Annotated in this window: 16 protein-coding genes; 11 read left to right on the forward strand and 5 right to left on the reverse strand. The window is 60.6% G+C overall.

The genetic code is table 11. From position 1 onward, the window contains the following. The first annotated feature begins 42 nt into the window (after positions 1 to 42). The 6 genes from amn to HMPREF2760_RS00225 all read left to right on the forward strand — a co-directional run bounded on the left by amn (position 43) and on the right by HMPREF2760_RS00225 (position 5028). On the forward strand, positions 43 to 1446 hold the full coding sequence (gene amn / locus HMPREF2760_RS00200) for an AMP nucleosidase (RefSeq protein ID WP_070520364.1): 1404 nt from the start codon (positions 43 to 45) through the stop codon (positions 1444 to 1446). 53 nt (positions 1447 to 1499) lie between these two features. Next, positions 1500 to 2015: a phosphoribosyltransferase gene (locus HMPREF2760_RS00205; protein WP_070520361.1), complete on the forward strand. Its 516-nt coding sequence runs from the start codon at positions 1500 to 1502 to the stop codon at positions 2013 to 2015. Further along, the gene (locus HMPREF2760_RS00210; protein WP_070520358.1) at positions 2015 to 3463 is read left to right on the forward strand and encodes a SulP family inorganic anion transporter; all 1449 of its coding nucleotides are present in this window, start codon (positions 2015 to 2017) and stop codon (positions 3461 to 3463) included. Before HMPREF2760_RS00205 ends, HMPREF2760_RS00210 begins: the two co-directional genes overlap by 1 nt. A 112-nt stretch (positions 3464 to 3575) precedes the next feature. Continuing rightward, entirely contained in the window at positions 3576 to 4058 is a 483-nt protein-coding gene (locus tag HMPREF2760_RS00215; protein WP_070520355.1) for a ferritin, read from the forward strand. A gap of 63 nt (positions 4059 to 4121) precedes the next feature. Then, entirely contained in the window at positions 4122 to 4517 is a 396-nt protein-coding gene (locus tag HMPREF2760_RS00220) for a hypothetical protein (protein ID WP_070520352.1), read from the forward strand. Further along, entirely contained in the window at positions 4450 to 5028 is a 579-nt protein-coding gene (locus tag HMPREF2760_RS00225) for an HAD-IA family hydrolase (protein ID WP_070520350.1), read from the forward strand. The genes HMPREF2760_RS00220 and HMPREF2760_RS00225 overlap by 68 nt, the downstream gene beginning before the upstream one ends. Here the strand turns inward: HMPREF2760_RS00225 and HMPREF2760_RS00230 are convergent. Next, positions 5025 to 6101 (reverse strand): ROK family protein, encoded by a 1077-nt coding sequence (locus HMPREF2760_RS00230; RefSeq protein ID WP_070520347.1) that lies wholly within the window; start codon positions 6099 to 6101, stop codon positions 5025 to 5027. The genes HMPREF2760_RS00225 and HMPREF2760_RS00230 overlap by 4 nt on opposite strands. Before the next feature lie 98 nt (positions 6102 to 6199). Between HMPREF2760_RS00230 and HMPREF2760_RS00235 the strand changes: the two genes are divergently transcribed. From HMPREF2760_RS00235 to HMPREF2760_RS00245, 3 genes are all read left to right on the forward strand, one after another. Beyond that, complete coding sequence (locus HMPREF2760_RS00235; protein WP_070520345.1) at positions 6200 to 6769, forward strand: LOG family protein; 570 nt, start codon at positions 6200 to 6202, stop codon at positions 6767 to 6769. A 70-nt stretch (positions 6770 to 6839) separates the two neighbouring features. After that, positions 6840 to 8501, forward strand: coding sequence for a DUF885 domain-containing protein (locus HMPREF2760_RS00240; RefSeq protein WP_070520342.1), 1662 nt, complete (start codon positions 6840 to 6842; stop codon positions 8499 to 8501). Positions 8502 to 8607: 106 nt separating this feature from the next. Continuing rightward, positions 8608 to 9858, forward strand: coding sequence for an ATP-binding protein (locus HMPREF2760_RS00245; RefSeq protein ID WP_118790662.1), 1251 nt, complete (start codon positions 8608 to 8610; stop codon positions 9856 to 9858). On the opposite strand, the gene HMPREF2760_RS00250 is transcribed toward HMPREF2760_RS00245, so the two are convergent. After that, on the reverse strand, positions 9838 to 10890 hold the full coding sequence (locus HMPREF2760_RS00250; protein WP_369815737.1) for an AbrB family transcriptional regulator: 1053 nt from the start codon (positions 10888 to 10890) through the stop codon (positions 9838 to 9840). The two genes, HMPREF2760_RS00245 and HMPREF2760_RS00250, sit on opposite strands and share 21 nt — an antisense overlap. Positions 10891 to 10906: 16 nt before the next feature. Here HMPREF2760_RS00250 and HMPREF2760_RS00255 point away from each other — a divergent pair, with 16 nt between their 5' ends. Beyond that, positions 10907 to 11683 carry a TSUP family transporter gene (locus HMPREF2760_RS00255; protein ID WP_369815739.1) on the forward strand — a complete coding sequence of 259 codons (777 nt, stop codon included), beginning with the start codon at positions 10907 to 10909 and terminating at the stop codon, positions 11681 to 11683. Here HMPREF2760_RS00255 and HMPREF2760_RS00260 read toward each other — a convergent pair. The 3 genes from HMPREF2760_RS00260 to HMPREF2760_RS00270 are packed head-to-tail and all read right to left on the reverse strand — an operon-like array spanning position 11680 to position 15648. Next, entirely contained in the window at positions 11680 to 13875 is a 2196-nt protein-coding gene (locus HMPREF2760_RS00260) for an ATP-dependent RNA helicase (protein WP_070520329.1), read from the reverse strand. The two genes, HMPREF2760_RS00255 and HMPREF2760_RS00260, sit on opposite strands and share 4 nt — an antisense overlap. Next, a complete protein-coding gene (locus HMPREF2760_RS00265) occupies positions 13868 to 14482 on the reverse strand; it encodes a sugar O-acetyltransferase (protein WP_232755543.1) in 615 nt (204 codons plus the stop codon). Before HMPREF2760_RS00265 ends, HMPREF2760_RS00260 begins: the two co-directional genes overlap by 8 nt. A 23-nt stretch (positions 14483 to 14505) precedes the next feature. Next, a complete protein-coding gene (locus tag HMPREF2760_RS00270; RefSeq protein ID WP_070520323.1) occupies positions 14506 to 15648 on the reverse strand; it encodes a Fic family protein in 1143 nt (380 codons plus the stop codon). 83 nt (positions 15649 to 15731) lie between these two features. On the opposite strand from HMPREF2760_RS00270, the gene HMPREF2760_RS00275 reads away from it, so the two are divergent. Further along, positions 15732 to 16268: an NADPH-dependent FMN reductase gene (locus HMPREF2760_RS00275; RefSeq protein ID WP_070520320.1), complete on the forward strand. Its 537-nt coding sequence runs from the start codon at positions 15732 to 15734 to the stop codon at positions 16266 to 16268. Position 16269 lies beyond the last annotated feature (1 nt).

The raw sequence follows: 16269 nt of genomic DNA on the forward strand, positions 1-16269 counted from the left end.
GCCTCACCGCGGCGGGCTTCTTTCATGGATACACTCGCGAGCATGACCGACCTGCAGCATGTCCACTCCGTCAATGAAGCGATTTCCCGCCTCAGCGAGCTCTATGACAGTTCTTGCGAGCTGGCACGTCACGCTCTCGCCTCGGGGGACCACGACGCCTACCGCCACGTGGTCTACCCGAAGATCACCGTGGATATCCGCCAATGGACACCCATCGACCGCTCTGAGCCCTTCGGCTACGTGGACCAAGAGGGCCGCTACTCGGCAGTGATATCAAAACCATGGCTGATTCGTAGTTACCTCACGGAGCAGCTCACGCGGCTCACCAATAACTACCCCTGCGATATCTACGTCGGTCAATCGGATGAGCGCATCCCGCCGGAATATATCCGGGGGATTACAGAAATTCCCCAGGACCGCGGCGATATACCCCGGCCCACCCTCGATGCGGTTCATGACGGGATCGTTGACGGCGCGTGGAAGGCCTTTCACGGGAAAGAAAAGCCGCTGTTCCACTTCGGCCCGCAGCGCTTCGACATCGCCTGTGCTCGCATCGAGCACTACACCGGCATCGAGGTGGACACCGTGCAGAAGTACATCCTGTTCACCAACTACGCCATGCACACCACCGAGTTCGTCAAGTTCGGCCTGCGCGAACTCTCACGTGAGGATTCACGCTACACCGCGCTCGTGCTGCCCACGGGGGAGACCATCCACTCCAATGACGCGGTGCTTCTCGACGTCGACGAGCTCACCCTCACCTCCCGCTACCAGATGCCCCGTTTTGATCTCATCACCGCCGGCGGAGATGGCATCACCATGATCAACATTGGCGTGGGCCCCTCTAACGCCAAGACCATCACAGATTGCCTGGCGGTGCTGCGCCCGGAGGCCTGGATCATGATCGGCCACTGCGCAGGGCTCGATGGCCGCATGCGCATCGGCGACCTCATCCTGGGCAACGCCTACCAGCGCGAGGACCACATCCTCGATGGCACCGTCACCACCAGCAACCCGATTCCCGCCATTCCAGAAATCCAGCGCATGCTGGAGGCCGCCGTCGAAGAGGTATACGGGAAAGACAATTCGCTCATGCGCACCGGCACGGTGCTCTCCACCGATGACCGCAACTGGGAGTGGCGCACCTCCCGGGACTTGTGGGAATGGCTGCGCCACTCCACCGCGGTGGCCGTGGACATGGAATCCTGCACCCTCGCTGCCAACGGCTACCGCTACCGCATCCCGTATGGCACTCTGCTGTCGGTGTCCGATCTGCCTTTGCACGCCGTGCCCAAGCTTCCTGCCCAAGCGCAGGCCTTTTACTCGAACTCGAAGGAAGCCCACGTCATGTGTGCGGTGCGCGCGGTGGAGGCGTTGGCGGAGAATCCGGAGCGGCTGCGCACCCGCAAACTGCGCCGAACGGTGGCAGAGGTTCCGTTCCGCTGAGGTAGATGATTAGACTGAGGGAAATGCACAATCTGGCGAAGGAGACCTAGACGATGAGCACCCCGGAGTGGTGGAACCCGGAACGCGAGAACCTGACGTGGGAGGTCTTCGGTGAGGCCAGCCGCTACCTTTCGCAACAAATCGTGGATTCGGGCTGGTTCCCGGATCTCATCGTGGGCGTGGCCCGCGGAGGCCTGATCCCTGCAGGCGCTATTGGTTATGCTATCGGCGTCAAAGAAATGGGCGCTATCAATGTGGAGTTCTACACCGATATCGGTGAGACCCTGCCGGAGCCGATTCTCCTTAACCCGCAGCTGGATACGGATTCGCTCAAGGACAAGAAGGTCCTCGTCGTCGATGACGTAGCGGATTCCGGCAAGACCCTCGACCTCGTGGTCAACCTGCTCGAGCAGACCGCCTCCGAGGTCAAGTCCGCCGTCATCTACACCAAGCCGACCACCATTTTTGAGCCGGACTTCTCGTGGAAGAAGACCGACCAGTGGATCAACTTTGCCTGGTCGGTCCTGCCGGTCATCACCCGCGATGGTTCCTTCAAAGACGGCCACTAATGTCTGACCGTTCCGCCGGTTCTTTCCGCGCGGCCTTCAGCTCGCCCGCCCGCTTCCGCAAGGAGATGTTTGGCGGGCTTGCTGTTGCGCTGGCCCTCATCCCTGAAGTCTTAAGTTTCTCCATCCTCGCCGGGCTCGACCCCAAGGTGGGGCTCTTCGCCTCCGTCATCATGGCGATGTCCATCGCCATCACTGGCGGGCGCCCAGCCATGATCTCCGCCGCGGCGGGCTCTGTCGCCGTGGTCATCGCACCCCTGGCCCACGAGCATGGCCTGCAGTACGTGCTCCTGACCATCTGGATGGCGGGCATCCTGCAAGTAGTGATGGCAATGCTGGGCGTCGCCAAGCTCATGCGTTTCATCCCCCGCAGCGTCATGCTGGGTTTCGTCAACGCGCTGGGCATCCTCATGTTCACCGCGCAGCTGGGTCACCTGTGGCAGGTGCCGTGGCTGGTCTATCCTCTCGTTGCTCTGGGCCTCGTCATCATGGTGGTGTGGCCGCGAATCACCACGGTGATCCCCGCGCCCCTCGTGGCGATTGTGGTTGTCACCATGTTGACTGTGATTTTCGGCTGGGAGGTTCCCGACGTCGCGGATCAGGGCGAGCTGCCGACCTCCCTGCCCGGTTTCGTCATTCCAGACGTGCCGTTTAGCCGCGAGACCTTCCTCCTCTGCCTGCCTTATGCATTGGGCGTGGCACTCGTCGGACTCATGGAATCCCTGCTCACCGCCAAGCTTGTCGACGACCTCACGGATACCCACTCCGATAAAACGCGCGAATCCGTGGGCCAGGGCATCGGCAACATGCTCGCCGCTGCCATCGGCGGCATGGGCGTGTGCGCGATGATTGGCCAGACCATGATTAACGTCAAGGAATCGCAGGCACGCACGCGCTTGTCGACGTTCCTCGCCGGCGTCTTCCTCCTTATCCTCATCCTCGTGTTGGGGGACACCGTAGGGAAAATCCCCATGGCTGCTCTTGTGGCGGTCATGTTTATGGTGTCCTTCCACACCGTGGATTGGCGCTCGGTGCGCACGATTCACCGCATGCCTCTGAGCGAAACCCTCGTCATGCTGGTGACGGTGATTGGCACCTTGGCCACGAATAACCTGGCGGTCGGTGTGATCCTCGGTGTGCTCACTGCCTCGGTGGCCTTTGCACGCCGCGTCGCCCACCTCGTGTCGGTGGAGCTAGAGGGCAACGTCTACACTGTGCGCGGCCAGCTCTTCTTCGCCTCCTCGAACGATCTGGTCTACGCCTTCGATTACACCCTGCCGGTGGAGAAGGTCATCGTGGATTTCTCAGAGGCCGATATTTGGGATGCCTCAACCGTGGCGGTGCTCCAGGCTGTGGAAAGCAAGTACGCAAGCCGTGGAATAGCGGTGGAATTCCGGGGCCTTGATGGTGTTAGCCTCGCGCGTTACCAGCGGATCTCAGATTTGGGTTAGGTAAACCTACCAGAAAAAGTGTTATGACGTGCGAGTTTGCTTAAGATCACCTTGCTAGCGCGCCCGATTTTTTTCTGTATTGTGGGAACAACACACGAAAGGAATAACTCTTATGGATGAGAAACTGCAAACGCTCCTCAACGCCCAGGTCAATAATGAGCACGGCGCAGCCCTGATTTACACTCAGCTGGCCTACGAGATGGACAACCTGTCCTTCCCAGGCATGCGCGATTGGTTCTTCAAGCAGGCAGAGGAAGAGCGCGAGCACGCACAGAAGTTCGCCGAGCACCTGTTGGACCGCGGCTACCGCGTCGAGCTGGAGGATATCCAGGTCGGCTCCGTCAAGGCCGCCACCCCGCTCGATGCTTTTGAGGCATCCCTCGCGCATGAGCAGAAGGTCTCGGAGCAGATCCGAGAGATCGCCCGCACCGCAGATGCGGCTGGGGACCTGGATTCCCGTGGTCTCATCAACTGGTTCCTCGAGGAGCAGGTTGAGGAAGAGTCCTCCGTGTCTGAGATCATTGACCAGCTCAAGCTGGTGGGCAATGACGGTTCTGGCCTGCTGCGCGTCGATGGCTCGCTGGCGCAACGGTAACGAAGCCATATAGTTTGCGCGGATTCTCCCACGGCCCCCTGCGGTTGGTGGGAGAATTTTTTTATGACTACAACGCGCCTCATGCTCATCTGCGGTGCCCTTGCCGGGCTAGCGATTGCATTGGTCGGTGGCATGTGGCTGGCGGCAACCAACATGGCTCTGGGAACCTTTTTCTTCGCCCTCGCGGTGATGCTCGGCCCGTTTGCCGGGCTTGCCCTCTTATTGTGCGCCGCCGCGGCGGCGACGGCGCTGAGCCGCTCCCTGTTTAGCGTGGGCGGGCTATTCCTCGTGGGGGCAACCTCGACGCTGTTGGCACATGGCACACTATCGCTTCCGCTTTTCGTAGCGGGCACGCTGACTGGCGCTCTTGCGGTCTGGCTACACTGGGCGCATGGCCACTTTGCTCTTCGACCTCTACGGCGTGCTCATGCGGTCAGCTACGCCCGCCGGGAACGCTGAGCTGGAGGATTACCTCCGTCCCGACAATGTAGAGCACTTTTGGTCTCTTTATGAGGAGTTTCGCCCTGCATATGACGCTGGGCACCTGAGCGATGCGCAATATTGGGGCCGCATTCGCGCGCTGGCCGGTCTTGCTCCTTTTGATGTCAGCCACGCCATCGAATTGGACACCGAGCACCTGCTGGTAGCCGACGAAGAAATGGTTCGTGCGGTCCTAGGGTTTATTGGCCAGGGCCATAGTGTTGGCATCCTGGCGAATGTGCCGGCGGCATTGGGAACCAGGATCCGCCAGACGCAGCCCTGGCTGGAAGAATGCGCCGCCGTGACGCTGAGCTGCGATATAGGGGTGGCCAAGCCGGATCCGGAAGCCTACCTCGTGGCCGTGGATGCCCTCGGGGCCCAGGCCAAGGACACCCACTTCTTCGACGATCGGCCGGACTTCGTCGCCGGCGCCCAGCACCTTGGGCTCAAAGCCCACCTTTTTACGGGAATTACTTCAATCCCCTTTTAGGCAGCTTTGGCCTCGCGGCCGAGATCGAGCGGCACGCGCAGCAGCGGGTCCAGCGCCACAGCGCGGGTGCAGGCGCGAACAATCTCGGTGTGCGAGGGAATCATGCGCAGCTCCACCGGGTGGTCGGTGGCCTGGCGTACAGCGGAAGCAAAGAGCTTCGGCGCTGCCGGATCATCTGAGAAGGCTCCGCCGGCTACCACGAGGGTGTCAGGTTTGTACTCAGCCAAAAGCTCAGCGGCGGTGGCGCCGAGGGAGCGTGCGCGGTCGTCGAGAAGCGCTCGCGTCTCATCGTCAGCGTTCGCAACCACGTCTGGGAAAGACTCCTCACCTGTCACATCGAGCACCGCCTGCGTAGCGAGAGAGTCAGGGTCATCGATGTTGAGCTGCACGATCTCATCGCCAACTGTGAGCGCAGTACCAACGGAGTCATCCGCGTAGAGCACCATGACGGGCTTCTCCGCTCCCATCTCCGTCGACTGCGTCTCTGAGCCGAGGATCGCCGGGATGACGGAAGACACAACTACTGGAACGCCGAACTGATACTCCAGGCGGCTGGCGATGTCCATTTCGTCCCACCCCAGGTTGTGGGCGGTGATGCGCCCGGCCTCGTTGACGCTGCCGGAGGTGGTCACGCCGACTGACACCAAGCGGCGATCCAGGCCGGCCATGAGGCGATTAACGCCAGCGATGATGTGCTCGATGACGTCACTCGCGCTCAGGCGAGAAACCGGTGTAGCCACGTCTTCCTCGCGGAGCGTGCGTCCCTGCGTGTCAAAGAAGGCGATGTGGGTAAAGGCGGTACCGACGGCAATGCCGGCCAGCATCCAGTCATTATCCGCTACCTCCAGGGGCACTGTGGGGCGCCCGCGACCGCGGGACTGCGTCAAATCCGTGCGTTGGCGGATCAGTCCAGCACCCAAAAGCGCGGCGGTGGCGCGGGTGATTGTGGGCTGGGAGAGTCCCGTGGCTTCGACAAGCTCACTGCGGGTGACAACGGGGTTGAGTCGAATGATGTGGAGGCACTTCGCCGCTGGGGTGCGGGGGCGCGTGAACACGGGACCGGATTTAATCATGGCGTCAAGTATAAATTCACCAGACCGCATTGTCTAATAGAAATTAGGATTCAGTAGACATCATGGTCTAGAAATGCGCCTGCGATAGAGTGATACCCATGGATTCTGTTGCTGTGTACTGCGGCTCCGCCGCCGGAAACTCTGAGGCCTATAGCCACGCCGCGCACCATTTGGGGGAGGAGCTCGCGCGCCGAAACCTCACCCTGGTCTATGGCGGTGGTGACGTAGGCCTGATGGGTATCGTTGCGGACTCCTGCCTTGCGGCCGGCGGAACCGTCATTGGAGTAATCCCGCGCCAGCTCGTCGATTACGAGCTTTCCCACCAGCGGGTAACCCAGCTCGAGGTGGTCGACACCATGGCCCAGCGCAAGACGCGCATGGAGGAGCTCGCCGATGCCTTCGTGTGCCTGCCGGGTGGCGTGGGGACCTTGGAGGAGCTCACCGAGGTCCTCACCTTGCAGCAGTTGGGGAACATCGATGGCCCGGTGGGACTCGTAGACGTGAACGGCTACTGGCAGCCGTTTACAAAAATGTACTCCGCAATGGTGCAGGAGGGGTTTGTTCAAAAACGCTTCCTCGATGCGCTCGTGGTCAATGCCGATCCAGCTGAAGTGCTGAACGAATTCGCATCCTGGGTGAGCCCGGGTAGCAAGTGGAGCAACAATTAGCTAACAACCTGGTAAATAAGGCGGCACCAGGTTGGCCCAAACCCCCGGAGCTTCGTTAGACTTCGCCCTTATGAGTTTTGACCAGAACGCAGAGCGCCAGCCTTCGCTGCTGGACGCGTCGTGCGATAACTTCGTCCACGACCTCGCGCAGCTCACGCCCACCGATGCCACCGCGTGGGGAATCCCCGGCTTCGATGGGGAGCTGGAGGATTTCTCCCCGGAGTACTACTCCTCCGTGGCGGATCGCACCCGTGAGATGATGGCGGATCTCGATGCGCTCGATGACACCACCGACGAATCCGACGATGACGACGATTTCGACGAGGTGGACTACGTCACCGCCGCCGTCCTGCGCGACCGTCTCTGCCTGGATCTTGACCTGCACCATGCTGGTGAGGACATCCGTTGTCTTAACAACATTGCCTCGCCGGTGCAGACCATCCGCGACACCCTGATGCTCATGCCGAAGGACACTCCGGAACAGCTTGATGCATTGCGTTCGCGCCTGTCGAAGGTGCCGGCATCCCTCAGCGGCTACAAGGAGTCCCTCACCGAGGCGGCGTCGCGTGGCATGGTGGCGCCCCAACGCCAGATCTCGGAAGTATTCGTGCAGAGTGAGCGGCTTGCCGACGCCGGCTCCATGCTCGAGGATCTCGGCGTCGAGGGCCCCGAGGTGGACGCCGCCAAGGAAGCCTTCGGTGAATTCGCCGATTGGCTCTCCAACGAGCTGCAGCCGCAGGCCCCATCCCAGGACGCGGTGGGACGCGAGCGCTACGAGCGCTTTTCCAAGCTTTTCGTCGGTGACACCGTGGACCTCGACGAAGCCTATGAGTGGGGCCTGGACCAGGTGCGCTCCATCAAGGCGGAGCAAGAAAAAATCGCCCACGAGCTCTATGGCTCCGACGTGACGGTCCGCGCCGCGATGCGCAAGCTCAACGAGGAGGAGCGCTACCAGCTCCACGGCACCGACGCGCTGGTGGAGTGGATGCAGTCCACTGCGGACCGCGTCATCAAGGACCTCGATGGCACCGCCTTCGACATTCCGGAGGCCGCTAAAGAGATCGAGTGCTGCATCGACCCGGCAGGCACCGGCGGCATCTTCTACACCTCGCCGTCTGATGACTTCTCCCGACCCGGCCGCATGTGGTGGTCCGTGCCGGCTGGTCAGGAGCTTTTCCACACCTGGCAGGAGCTCACAACCGTCCACCATGAGGGCGCGCCGGGCCACCACCTGCAGATTGGTGCGGCGCTGACGCAGCCGGATCTTAACCTCTGGCGCCGTGCGGTGACGTGGAACTCCGGCCACGGCGAAGGCTGGGCCCTGTACGCGGAAGCGCTCATGGCGGAGCTGGGCTACATGGATGATCCGGGCTTCCGCATGGGGCTTCTCGACGCCCAACGTTTCCGCGCCGCCCGCGTCGTGGTGGACATCGGACTCCACTTGGGTAAGCCCTTGCCGGACTGCACCGCGTCTGGTGTCTGGGACAAGTCCCACGTCAAGACCTTCATGCGTGAGAACACCGCGATGGATGACGCGAACCTTTCCTTCGAGGTCACCCGTTACCTGGGCTGGCCGGGCCAGGCACCGTCTTATGCCTTGGGCCAGCGCCTGTGGCAGCAGACCCGCGACGCCGCAGTTGAACAAGGGATGGACGTACGTGACTTCCACTCCCAGGCGTTGGCCCTAGGCTCGGTGCCGATGTCGATCCTGCGTGAGACAATTCTGGACTAAAAACCCAGGTCGCTTCTTAGACTCTTGGATTTATCCACACCTCACTCTTGGATTTATCCACTAGTGACTCTGTGATTTATCCACTTGTCGAGCTAACATGCATGGTATGTACCTGCCCCGAATCGTTGATGCAGAAGTCGAGAGAGGGCTCCGTGTTTCGGGAGCCCTCTTCCTCAAAGGCCCCCGTGCAAGTGGGAAAACATCAACAGCACGCCAATTCGCAAAGTCCGTCATTCAACTTGACCGTGACTCCCCAGAAGCAAACCTTGCGCGCATGCAACCGGCTTTGGGGCTTCAAGGGGCGCGGCCGCGGCTTATTGATGAGTGGCAGGTTGTCCCTGCTATCTGGAATGAAGTGCGCCATGCAGTTGATGACTCACCGGAGAAAGGACAGTTTCTCCTTACAGGCTCCTCCACACCCAATGACGATGCCATCAGGCATTCGGGCGCAGGCCGTATTCGTTCTATTCAATTGCGCACGTTGAGTTTGGCAGAGCGAGAACTTGCTGCTGAGCGGGTATCACTGGGCGCCATCATTGCTGGCAATCAAGATCCTACAGCTGGGACGGACGCCACCGTGGCGGATTATGCCCGCTGGATCGTTGCTGGTGGTTTTCCGGAATTCTTTGACCTTGATCCGCTCGACGCGCAGGAAGGGATGGAGTCCTACCTCACGGAGATGAGCGAGCACGACTACCCGGAGCTTGGCGGACCGCGCCGCGATCCGCGCCGCTTCCAGTCTTTCCTTCATGCCTATGCCGGACTAGTTGCCCAGCCGGCCACCGCTGCAGCGATTCGTAAACGCATAGGAGAACTCAGCAGCGCTACCTCGACACCAGCCGCAGAAACTGTGAACGTCATTCACGATTTTGCTACTCGCCTCTTCCTTATTGAGGATCAACCAGCTTGGTCACCGCGTACGAGGTCGAAGACTTCCATGGTCCAAATGCCTAAACGCCAGCTTGCCGATCCTGGTTTGGCTGCTGCTTTGTTGGGAACGGGTCCAGATAAACTGCTTGGAGATTTAGAGACATTAGGCATCCTCTTCGAGGCGCAACTTGTGCACGATCTGCGCGTCTATGCGCAGGCACTGCGTGCGCGCGGAGTATTCCACCTGAGGGATATGAAGGGGCGCGAAGAAATTGATGCAGTAGTGGAGCTTCGAGATGGTTCGTGGGTGGGATTTGAGGCGAAACTTTCGCACAACGAGGTCGATGCAGCGGCAGCACACCTTAAGCACGTAGCCGCTAAGCTTTCTTCGCCTCCAGCAGCGCTGATAGTTGTGATTCCCAGCGGTCCAGCTTTCCAACGTCCGGATGGGGTCTGGGTGGTACCACTAGCGGCGCTTGCGGAATAGCCCCAGAATCTGCGGCAGGTAGCCGGCGATGACCAGCACGATGATGAGTCGGATAATCTGCACGGCCACCACGGCGGGACCCGCCCCTCCTTCTGCGGACAGCGCGAGAACCGTCTCCAGCGCGCCGGGCGAGGTGGCGAGGTAAGCCTCAAAGTAGGTGATGTCCAGCCATGCGGTCAATGGCAGGGCGGTCAGCGCACACACGCCGATGACCACGACAATGAAGAGGATCGTCGCGGGTAGCTGCTTGGCGAAGGCCCGCAAGGCCGGCACGGAAAGCCCGCCACCGCAGACCCAGCCGATGGACATGAATGCCATGATCTTGAACACGTAGAGCGGCTCCAAGGTGTGGCCGGCTGGGATAACCTGCGCGACAAGCACCGTTAAGATAAGCGGACCTAGCACCGCAGCCGCAGGCAAACGCACGAGCTTGCCTAGCTTCTCACCAACCACGGCGATAGCGAGGGTCAGCAGCACAATCCACCACGTGACCTCGCCGTCAACGCTCATGTCGACGCCTTCGCCCGCAGGAGCATCTAACAAAGAAACCACCAAAGGGAGCGATACCGACACTGCCAGAAGGCGCAGATATTGCGTCAGCGCCACGTAGCGGTAGTCCGCACCCAGCTCGCTAGCCAGCGCGGGCATGAGCGAGGCTCCACCGGGCAGCATGGATAAAATGCCCGTCTCCCAGGAAATATCCTTCGGCTGTGAGCGGTGTAGCAGAACACCGCCGGCGACACCGATAAGCACGGTGATAAGGGACATCGTCACCGCAGCCGGCACAAAGCCAATCAGGGTGGAGGCAGGCACAAGAGTCAGCGGTATGCCCGCCATCATTCCGATGAAACCGCGAGCGACAGCATAGAAGCGATCGTTGACGGAAAGCTCCTTGCCCGTCGTCAGTGCCATGGCGCCGGAGACCACGATGGCGCCCAGAATCCAGGCGGCGGGCACGTGCAGGTAGCTGAATACTGCCCCGAGAGCCACAGATCCCGGGGCAACGATGGCCCACCTTGCACGCACAGACATGCAATCGAGTTTAATGATGGTCATGGGCTTTGGATTGAGTGGTTGGGCGATTCTCACTATTGGAGCTGCCGTGGCCGGATGGATCGACGCCGTTATTGGTGGCGGCGGCCTCGTCCTTATTCCCCTCATTCTGGCGGTTGCACCCCAGCTTGCTCCCGCCACCGCGCTGGCCACGAACAAGGTGGCGGCGGTATCTGGTACAGCGTCCGCGGCCATTACGCTCGTCAGGAAAGTCCGCCCGCCGAAGGGCGAGCTCATCCGTATGGGTCTTATCGCCCTCCTATGCTCCGGGCTCGGCGCTGCAGCAGCCGCACTCATGGACAAGGACGTCATGCGGCCGGTCATCATCGTGCTTATGGTGGCAGTCGGCCTCTTCGTGGCCTTTCGCCCAGACTTCGGCAGTGGCGAAGGAGACGGTATCCGCGGCGGCTGGCGCACGTGGGCCGGGTTAGCCGCCGTGGCGGCCATTGCCTTCTACGACGGCATCTTTGGCCCCGGCACCGGTATGTTCCTCATCATGGCCTTCACTGCCATCTTTTCCCAGAACTTCCTTACCTCTGCCGCGATGTCCAAGGTGGTCAACACGTGCACCAATGTCGGCGCGCTCGTGGTCTTCATCGTGGGCGGGCACGTGGTATGGGGCCTAGCACTTGTTCTCGCAGCGGCAAATATCATTGGTGCGCAGCTGGGCGCGCGAACAGTGCTCGGCGGCGGTGCGAAGCTCATCCGTTATGCGCTGCTCACTCTCGTCGTGGTGATGAGCGTGTACCTGGCCTGGCAGCAGTGGGGTTAAATCCTGTTCTTCGTCTTTGCGGTGGCCACCGCATTCCACGGGTCCTCGGGCCACGGGTGTTTGGGATAGCGCCCGCGCATGTCGGCGCGCACCCCGGCATAGGGCCCGGACCAGAAGCTGGCCAAGTCATCGGTCACAGCAAGCGGCCGCCCGGCGGGAGACAGTAGATGGAATTGCACGCGGTGGCCGCAGTATTCGGGGGACTCCGCTAAACCAAAACACTCCTGCAACTTGATGGAAACCACCGGGCGCTCGCCGGACCAATCAATCTTTGCATCACGCCCGGACGGCACCGGCAAACGCTCCGGCGCGAGCTCGTCCAAGCGGCTGGCTTCGGGCCACGGCAGCAATCGTTGCAGCGCCGGATACATGTCTGGGCGCCCGCCAATCGCCAACTCATGCAGCTCCGGATCCAGCCACTCAAGGTTGGCATTGTCGATATCTGGCCAGGGCTCTCCGTAGGCCCGATACAGATGCCGCAGACGTTCCCGCAGGTTCTGGGCCTTCTCGCTGAAGTGGAACAAGCTTAAGCCCTGTCCGGACCTGCGCAATGCCTCCACCGCCTCATCGCCGGTGACCTTTACTGGCGTCTCCGACAACACGATGGCACCTGCCGCACGCACGCGCACGCCGCGGACCTTGGAGCCGTCGAGAAACGCTCGCGTCTCCTCCGTGACGCCGACGATCTCGAGCGCATCCTTGTCCGCGATAGCCACTGCTTCACGAATGACGGCGTTACCGGATTGCGCCAACGACACCTCAGCCACCGCCAACCAGTCAGCTCCCTGTTCACCGTTGAGTAGCCGCGCGCGGGTACCGCTCGCTAACAAGTACTCCTTGTCACCCACGCGCTTAGCCACGAACTCTGGGAAAGCGGTAGCGACCACCACGCCTGGGTCCACCGGCCCGTTGTTGGGCACCAAGCGGGCAAGCCGCTTCGGGTCCGAATCATCCAGACGAGCAATCGTGCATGCTGCCCCCGCACCGTACTTCAACAGTGCCGCGCCCCATCGCGGGTGCACCGGCAAAAGCGCCAACTCTTCAGTGGCATGAAGCAGATCTAGGGTGCGGTGGGCGTCGGCAAGCGCAGCCTTCGGCGGTTGATCAAGTAACGGAAAGTCTGATCCCGCGCCCCAACAGTCCATGAACAGCGCCGCCTGCGTGAGGTCGGCGGAAAGGATTTCTGGAATCACGTGCGGAGAAAAGTGCTGGTAATCCTCCTGCGAATAGCAACGGACGACGGTACCCGGCGCCTCACGCCCGGCACGTCCGGCGCGTTGGTCGGCGCTGCTTTTCGACGTCGACACTGTCACCAACCCACTCATCCCGCGCTGCGCATCCCGCTTGGGAACGCGGGACAATCCAGCATCGATGACGGTGCGCACGCCCGGCACGGTCAGCGAGGACTCCGCAATAGACGTCGCCACCACGATGCGCTGTTCTCGCGTATACAGGGCCGCGTCCTGCTCCTGCGTGGTTTGGCGGCCGTGGAGCGGAAAAACGTTGTGGCCGCTCAATGCATCACACACCAGGTTGACCTCGCGCACGCCGGGAACAAAGACCAGCGTGGACTCGTGCTGCCGCGCGGCAACCTTGGCCACGCCTTTCCAAAACTCCCGATCGCCCGCGGCACGTCCCGGAATCGGTTCATAGGAAATGTCGAGCGGGTACGTCACTGCCTCAGTGGAATGGATCGGCGCCCCTCCCATGAGCTGGGAGAAGCGGGAGGCGTCGACAGTCGCGGACATGGCAATGACCCGGAAATCATCGCGGAGCTGCGCCAACTCCAAGCACATGCCCAGCACCAAATCGGTATCGAGCTGGCGTTCATGCACCTCGTCGATGGCTACGGCATCAACACCAGTGAGTTCCGGATCCCGCAACAGTCGGCGCAACAGCACGCCGGGGGTAACAAACTCGACGTCCTGACCTTTGCGGGAATCACCGCGCACCGCATAGCCGATGCGCTGGCCTGACAACTCTTGAAGGCGGTTTGCCGCCGCACGCACAGCTACTCGGCGCGGCGCGGTGACGAGAACCTTGCCCTCTACTTGGTTAGCCAGCGCCGGCGGAACGAGCGTGGTCTTACCCGTGCCGGGCGGGGCCTGGACGACGACGTGACCGGCGGACGGAAGCGAATCAATAGTCTCTAGGACGGGGAGTCCTTTGCCGATCGCCTTGAGATCAAACATCGAGATCTTGGCGCTCCCACCTATCTTCGTTGTCCTCCAGCTTGCGCACCACACGTCCCGGTGAGCCCAAGACCAGCGAGTTATCCGGGATATCCTTAGTCACCAGCGTGCCCGCTCCCACGACGCAGTTCTTGCCCACGGTCACGCCCGGCAACACAGTGACATTGGCGCCGAACCACGTGTTATCGCCGACGCTGATAGGCTTCGCAATCTCCCAACCGTTTGCTCGCATCTCATGATCGTTGACAGGATGCCCCACGGTAATAAGCGAGCAGTTCGGACCGATCATGACGTGATTTCCGAGGGTTACAGGCGCCTGCGCCAGGATCGTCGCACCAAAGTTGATGAAGACGCCCTTTCCGATGGTCACATTGCAGCCATACTCCAAGTTGAGCGGGACGTGCAGCCCGGGAACCTCGGACTCGGGCGAAAGCAGCTCTCGCAAGATCTCCTTCGCGCGCTCTGGGTTGGTGTTGTGCAGCTCATTGAGCTCCTTGACCAGCAGGAAGCCGCGTCGATGTTCGGCGCTGACCTCCTCGTTGACACCGGGCATGAACCACTGCCCGCTGGTCATGCGCTCAAAGGATCCTTCGTCTGGGTGATGCATGTCAGCCATCCTATTCCCTCGTCTTAGTCTCGAGTCAGAACATCGAGAGCGGCACGGTGAAGGAAAACCTTGGAGCGGCCTTGTTGGATTTCTTCGAGGATTCCTAAATCTACGAGATGTGCCAGCCACGCGCTGGCAGTTTGGCGTTTGACGAAGCCCATCTCTACCACGTCAGTAATGCGTACATAGGGCTTGATAAGAATGAGCTCGGCCATCTCGAGGGGATGGTTAATCACGCCCGCAGAACGTATTCGTTGCGCAGTGTTTTCCTGGATAGCCCGAAGCTGGGTAATCATCGAGGAGGCGTCGGCAGCCGCTGCGTGAACGCCGCGGATCATAAAGAGAAGCCAGTCTTGCCATGCTCCCTTGGCTGTAACAGCGTTGAGATAGCGATAGTAGTCTGCTTTGTTGTCGACGATATACCCGGACAGGTATAAAACCGGCAGCTCAAGAAGATCTTCTTGAATGAGGTAGAGGACGTTAAGGATTCGTCCAGTGCGCCCATTGCCATCGTAGAAAGGATGGATTGCTTCAAATTGATAGTGAAGCAGTGCCATCTTTACGAGGGAATCAACGTCGTGGCTGCAATATATATAGTCCTCCCACGCTGCGAGATGGCCCTCGATAATCTCCTTTCCTTCAGGTGGGGTGTAGAGCCGCTCCTTCGTTACAGGGTTACCGATAAATGTGCCCGGAAGTGAACGCACCTCGGCCTGAGTATCTAGAAGGGTGCTGCATACGATTTTTGCCGTCTTCTCGGATAGAGGTCGCTGCGATAGCGAGGAAAGTCCAGCGTGGAGCGCGGCGTTATAGCGAAGAGCCTCCTTGGTGGCAGGAGTCGGCTCAGCATCGACGTGCCACGCCGCACGGAAGAGCTCGTCATTAGTGGTGACGATGTTCTCAATCTCGGAGGAAGCACGAGCCTCACGCAGTGGAATCGTTGAGGTGATGATCTCCGGGTTGGGAATGAGCTGGCAGGCCGTACGCAGTTCAGCCAGTTTTTCCTTAGCATCGATGATGGCCTTAAGCACGGGAACGGTTTCCACCACTTCTGCTGGTGGGAGGGGCGGAAGCCCATTGTAGGGGGTGTCCGGGCTATAGGTTGGCATGGTAAAAGAATAGACATGTTGAGCGGATATGTCGATTTTTTCTAGAATTTTCGACATATCTGGGTGACTTGTCGATTGCGTCGACATATCGGCGTACCCTCAGACGTTGACGCGTTAACAAAATCATGAAAGGCATCCTTATGGCGAAAATCGGCATCATCCTCGGCTCTACCCGCGACGACCGCGCCGGGCTGGCCATCGCCCAGTGGGTCACCGACCTCGCTCAGGGCCGCGACGTGGACTACGAGCTCATTGACCTCAAGGCTTTCGATGTCCCGATCCTCACCACCTCCGTCATTCCTATGGCGGCAAACAAAAACTACGAGGACCCGAATGTGCAGGCCTGGTCCGATGCTATCGATTCCTGCGATGCCTTTATCTTCGTCACCCCGGAGTACAACCATTCCGTGCCGGGCGCGTTCAAGAACGCCGTCGATTCCCTCGGTGCCGAGTGGGTGGCCAAGCCGATTGCTTACGTGGGCTACAGCTTCAGCGGCGGCATCCGCGCGGTAGAGGCGTGGCGCCTTATCATGGCGAACTTCTCCATGCCGCAGCTGCGCACTCAGTTGGATATCTCGCTAAATACCGACATGAAGGATGGCACCTTCACCCCGGCTGATTTCAAGAGTGGAATCGTCGAAAACATCTGCGCCGAGCTGGAAGAAGCCCTATCCTAGG

The organism is Corynebacterium sp. HMSC065D07 (assembly GCF_001810695.1).
In the GTDB taxonomy this organism is placed as follows: domain Bacteria; phylum Actinomycetota; class Actinomycetes; order Mycobacteriales; family Mycobacteriaceae; genus Corynebacterium; species Corynebacterium hesseae.